This window comes from Pandoraea sp. B-6 (assembly GCF_000282835.1).
GTDB classification, from domain to species: Bacteria; Pseudomonadota; Gammaproteobacteria; order Burkholderiales; family Burkholderiaceae; genus Pandoraea; species Pandoraea cepalis.
This window is the reverse complement of record NZ_KB290503.1, coordinates 65020-69781: the sequence shown is the minus strand read 5'-3', so window position 1 is coordinate 69781 and position 4762 is coordinate 65020. Positions and strand designations below refer to the sequence as shown.

General features: G+C 62.4%; 4 protein-coding genes. 1 reads left to right on the top strand and 3 read right to left on the bottom strand.

Annotation, left to right across the window (positions count from 1 at the left end):
• Nucleotides 1–991: L-aspartate oxidase (gene nadB, locus A985_RS29025; protein WP_232424550.1), on the top strand; the 991-nt coding region annotated here is incomplete at its 5' end.
• Between the two features lie 103 nt (nucleotides 992–1094).
• Here the strand turns inward: nadB and nadC are convergent.
• From nadC to A985_RS0107480, 3 genes are all read right to left on the bottom strand, one after another.
• On the bottom strand, nucleotides 1095–1982 hold the full coding sequence (gene nadC, locus A985_RS0107490) for a carboxylating nicotinate-nucleotide diphosphorylase (RefSeq protein ID WP_232424549.1): 888 nt from the start codon (nucleotides 1980–1982) through the stop codon (nucleotides 1095–1097).
• A 14-nt stretch (nucleotides 1983–1996) separates the two neighbouring features.
• Nucleotides 1997–3130 (bottom strand): quinolinate synthase NadA, encoded by a 1134-nt coding sequence (gene nadA, locus A985_RS0107485; RefSeq protein ID WP_026131739.1) that lies wholly within the window; start codon nucleotides 3128–3130, stop codon nucleotides 1997–1999.
• A gap of 94 nt (nucleotides 3131–3224) precedes the next feature.
• A complete protein-coding gene (locus A985_RS0107480) occupies nucleotides 3225–4421 on the bottom strand; it encodes an acyl-CoA desaturase (RefSeq protein ID WP_017232781.1) in 1197 nt (398 codons plus the stop codon).
• Nucleotides 4422–4762: the final 341 nt, after the last annotated feature.

Sequence of the window (4762 nt, the reverse complement as noted above, 5' to 3'; positions counted from 1 at the left end):
TCTCTACACGACGAATCCCGACACCGCGACCGGCGACGGCATCGCGATGGCGTGGCGTGCCGGTTGCCGCATCGCGAACATGGAGTTCATCCAGTTCCACCCGACCTGTCTTTATCATCCGTACGCCAAGTCGTTCCTGATCACGGAAGCCGTGCGCGGTGAAGGCGGACGCCTGGTGTTGCCCGACGGCACTCGCTTCATGCCGCAACACGATCCGCGCGCCGAGCTGGCACCGCGCGACATCGTGGCGCGCGCCATCGATTTCGAGATGAAGCGGCACGGTCTGGACTGCGTGTATCTCGACATCAGCCACCAAAGCCCCGAATTCCTGCACGAGCATTTCCCCACGATTCTGGCGCGCTGCGCTGAACTGGGCATCGACATCACGAAGCAACCGATTCCGGTGGTGCCGGCAGCACACTATACGTGCGGCGGCATCGTCACCGACATGCGCGGCCGCACGGACCTGCCAGGACTCCATGCCGTCGGCGAAGCCACCTACACCGGCCTGCATGGCGCCAACCGTCTTGCCAGCAACTCGCTGCTGGAATGCCTGGTACTCGGCAAGGCGACTGCCGAAGATATTCAACGGGGCGAAGCGACGCCGCCGCCGGCAGAAGACGTCCCGGCGTGGGATGAAAGCCGTGTCTCGGATGCCGACGAAGAAGTGGTGGTCGCGCATAATTGGGACGAATTGCGCCGCATGATGTGGAACTACGTCGGCATTGTGCGCACGACCAAGCGGCTGGAGCGGGCGCAGCATCGTATCGCCCTGCTGCGCGAGGAAATTGCCGAGTACTACGCAAACTTCCGCGTGAGCCGCGATCTGTTGGAATTGCGCAACCTGGTCGACGTGGCGTCGTTGATCGTTGACAGTGCCCTGTCGCGCCACGAGAGTCGTGGCCTGCACTTCTCGCGAGACTTCCCCGACACCCTGCCGAAGGCCCTGCCGACCGTGCTTTCGCCCGTGTTACCGCGTCGCGCCCGCTGATCGGCCACCGATCGACGCACACCGCCGCACCGGCGAAAGCAAAAAGGCCGCAGAGGGAAACCCTGCGGCCTTCGATCTTGCGCATGACAGGCGCGAACGGCGCTTACCCCACCGTCTCCAAAATCCGCATCGAAAAATCGGTCGCGCGAACATCCTTGGTCAGTGCACCGACGGAAATCCGATCGACGCCCGTTTCCGCAATCGCTCGCAGCGTTTCGAGATGGATCCCGCCCGAAGCCTCGAGCACGGCGCGGCCATCCGTGACGCGTGCCGCCTCGCGCATCATTTCCAAGGTGAAGTTGTCGAGCAGGATCGAGGTCGCGCCGCATTCCAGTGCCATTTCCAGCTCCTCGAGCGACTCCACCTCGATCTGCACCGGCGCACCGTCGGCCAGACGGTCGGCGTTCGCCAGCACTTGCCGAATGCCGCCGGCCGCTGCGATGTGGTTTTCCTTGATGAGAATGCCATCGTAGAGCGCCAGGCGTTGATTCGCCCCGCCGCCCACGCGCACGGCGAACTTCTGCGCGAGGCGCAGGCCCGGCAATGTCTTGCGCGTGTCGAGCACCCGCGCCTTCGTGCCCTCGACGATATCCGAATAACGACGCACCGCCGTCGCGACGCCGGAAAGCAATTGCAGGAAGTTCATCGAAGTGCGCTCCCCCGTGAGCAGCGCGCGCGCCGGGCCGTGGATATCGCACACCGCCGAGTCGGGCGTCATGCGCTCGCCTTCCCGGTAGTGCCACTGCACGCGCACCGAGGCATCGACCCCTTGCATGCAGCGCTCAAACCAACGTACGCCGCACAGCACCGCCGACTCACGCACGATGATGCGCGCGTGCGCCATCTCCTCGGACGGTACAAGCAAGCCGGTCAAATCGCCGGCGCCGATGTCTTCCGCGAGCGCGTCGCGCACGTTGCGCGCGAGTGCCGCCTCGAGCGGCTCGCCGAACGCGGCGAAATCGGGCGAGAGCGCCTCGTCGGTATTCAGCATTTTGGATGACGTCATCATGCGGGGCCCACGCCGGCAAACAGCGCACCATCGCGCGCGAAATCGCCACTGGCGCGGACGTTCTGCTTGCGCGCCTCGGCGAACTTCAACATTCGGTCGATACAGGTGTGGGCGCGACGGCCGATCTCCGCATCCACGTGAATCTCATTGCGCCCCGACGCCAGTACGTCGGCCAGATTCTGCAAACTGTTCATTGCCATCCAAGGGCAGTGGGCGCAGCTCTTGCACGTGGCACTGTTGCCGGCCGTCGGCGCTTCGATGAAACGCTTGCCCGGCGCCGCAGCGCGCATCTTGTGCAGAATGCCATTGTCGGTCGCCACGATGAACTCGGTTGCCGCCATCGTCTGAGCGGCCGTGATCATCTGCGACGTCGAACCCACCACATCGGCCTGTTCGACGACCGAGGCGGGCGACTCCGGATGCACCAGCACCTTGGCGTTCGGAAATTCCCGACGCAGCACTTCCAGCTCGGTCCCCTTGAATTCGTCGTGCACCAGGCAAGCGCCCTGCCACAAGAGCATGTCGGCGCCCGTCTGCTTCTGGACGTAACTGCCCAGATGACGATCCGGCGCCCAGAGAATTTTCTTCCCCTGCGCGTGCAGATGCGCCACGATTTCCAACCCGATCGACGACGTCACCATCCAGTCGGCTCGCGCCTTCACGGCAGCACTGGTATTCGCATACACGACGACCGTTCGGTCGGGATGCGCATCACAGAATGCAGCGAACTCGTCGGCGGGACAACCGAGATCGAGCGAGCAGGTCGCATCGAGATCGGGCATCAGAATGCGTTTTTCGGGACTCAGAATCTTCGAGGTCTCGCCCATGAAACGCACGCCGGCCACCACGAGCGTCTTGGCTGAATGGTCTCGGCCGAAACGGGCCATTTCGAGCGAGTCAGCCACACAACCGCCCGTCTCTTCGGCGAGATCCTGCAAGTCGGCGTCGACGTAGTAATGGGCCACCAGCACAGCATTCTGCTCTACGAGCAGGCGCTTGATTCGGGCCTTGAGGGCTGCGCGTTCTACTTGCGATGGCGCATCCGGGACCCGTGCCCACGCATGGGCAACACACGTGGCGCCGCTCGGTGCGGGGCGCTCGAATTGTACGGATTTGATTGAGGCGTTCATTTTCACGTGGCCCGCGGGGGGACCGGGAATGACAAAACCCCGCCTTGGCGGGGTTTTGATTATGCGTCAAAAACGAATTTCTGGCTGAGCCCGTTCATGCGTAACGGCGCAGACGCGTCGCAAACTCCTGCAGCGCGTGAATACCGCTCTGTTCCGCGCGATGGCACCAGTTCTGCAACTGGCCCAGGAGCTGTTCGCGCGATGCATTCGAGCGCTCCCAGATGCCGGCCAGCTCACGACGCAGTTCGTAATACGTCTTGACGGCATTGCTGTGCGCGAAGATCTCGCCCAACTGTTGTTTCTGCGGCTCTTGCAGCGAAGCTTCGTCGTGATGCAGCCACTTGCTCGCGCCACGCAGCAACTGATACTCGCCAAGCTGACGCTTTTCCTTGAAGCGCGCCAGTTCCTGACCGTAGGCACGCTTGAATGTCTTGGCGTATCGCTCCATCACTTCGTAGCGGTTCGAGAGCACGGCCTGCAGCGTGTCGTCGTCGCACGCTGCCTTGTTCTTCGCGAGCTTCGGCGTCGGCGCGATCTTCTTCACCTTGGCCAGACCCAGCGCAGACAACACACGGATATAGAGCCAGCCGATGTCGAACTCATACCACTTGTTCGAGAGCTTGGCCGACGTCGCGTACGTGTGGTGGTTGTTGTGCAGCTCCTCACCGCCGATGATGATGCCCCACGGCAGCAGGTTGGTCGACGCGTCCGCGCAATTGAAGTTGCGGTAACCCCAATAGTGGCCCAGACCGTTGACCACGCCGGCCGCCCAGAACGGAATCCACACCATCTGCACGGCCCACACCGTCAGGCCGACCGCGCCGAACAGGGCGATGTCGATGATCATCATGAAGCTCACACCCAGAATCGGATAGCGCTTGTAGAGATGATTCTCGATCCAGTCGTTCGGCGTGCCGTGGCTGAACTTGCGCAGCGTTTCTTCGTTCTTCGCTTCGGCGCGATAGAGTTCGGCCCCTTCGGCCAGCACTTTCCACAGGCCGCGCGTTTGCGGGCTGTGCGGATCTTCCGGCGTTTCGCACTTGGCGTGGTGCTTGCGGTGAATGGCAGCCCACTCGCTGGTGACCATGCCAGTGGTCATCCACAGCCAGAAACGGAAGAAATGGGCGACGATCGGATGCACGTCGAGCGCGCGGTGCGCCTGGCAACGGTGCAGGTAGATCGTCACGCCCGCGATCGTCACATGGGTGACGATCAACGTGAACAAGGTGATCTTCCAGCCGCTCCAGTCGAGCAGGCCGGTCGAGATGAATCCAAGGAGACTGTCCAGCAAAATATCACTCCAAACTAATCAATACGGTAGCAATCACGGCATCGCTGCCGTGTCTTGTCTTGTCGGGCCGGTAGGGCATCGATGGCCGTCGCGTCAGGTCTCGTTCTTGAGCTCGCTTGACGCTTGGATTCGCTGAAGATCGGCTAGTTGCTGAATGCCGGGGCGAGATGGGCGGAAAACGTGCCAGTGAACGTCGGGTTTTTATGGTTTGGCAAGCATTTTACCTGACGGACTGACGCCCGTGTGTAACGTCCCCGCCACGCATTTTGTCGCAGGTCAACCCGCTGCCCGGGGAAAAGCATCAATTCCGGGCTATGCAGGCCGCTTGGCGCCGTCTTCGG

What these genes read in the sequence shown, in the direction of transcription:
- nadC (WP_232424549.1), bottom strand. Translation starts at nt 1,982, where the DNA reads ATGCTGAATACCGACGAGGCGCTCTCGCCCGATTTCGCCGCGTTCGGC.
- nadA (WP_026131739.1), bottom strand. Translation starts at nt 3,130, where the DNA reads ATGAACGCCTCAATCAAATCCGTACAATTCGAGCGCCCCGCACCGAGC.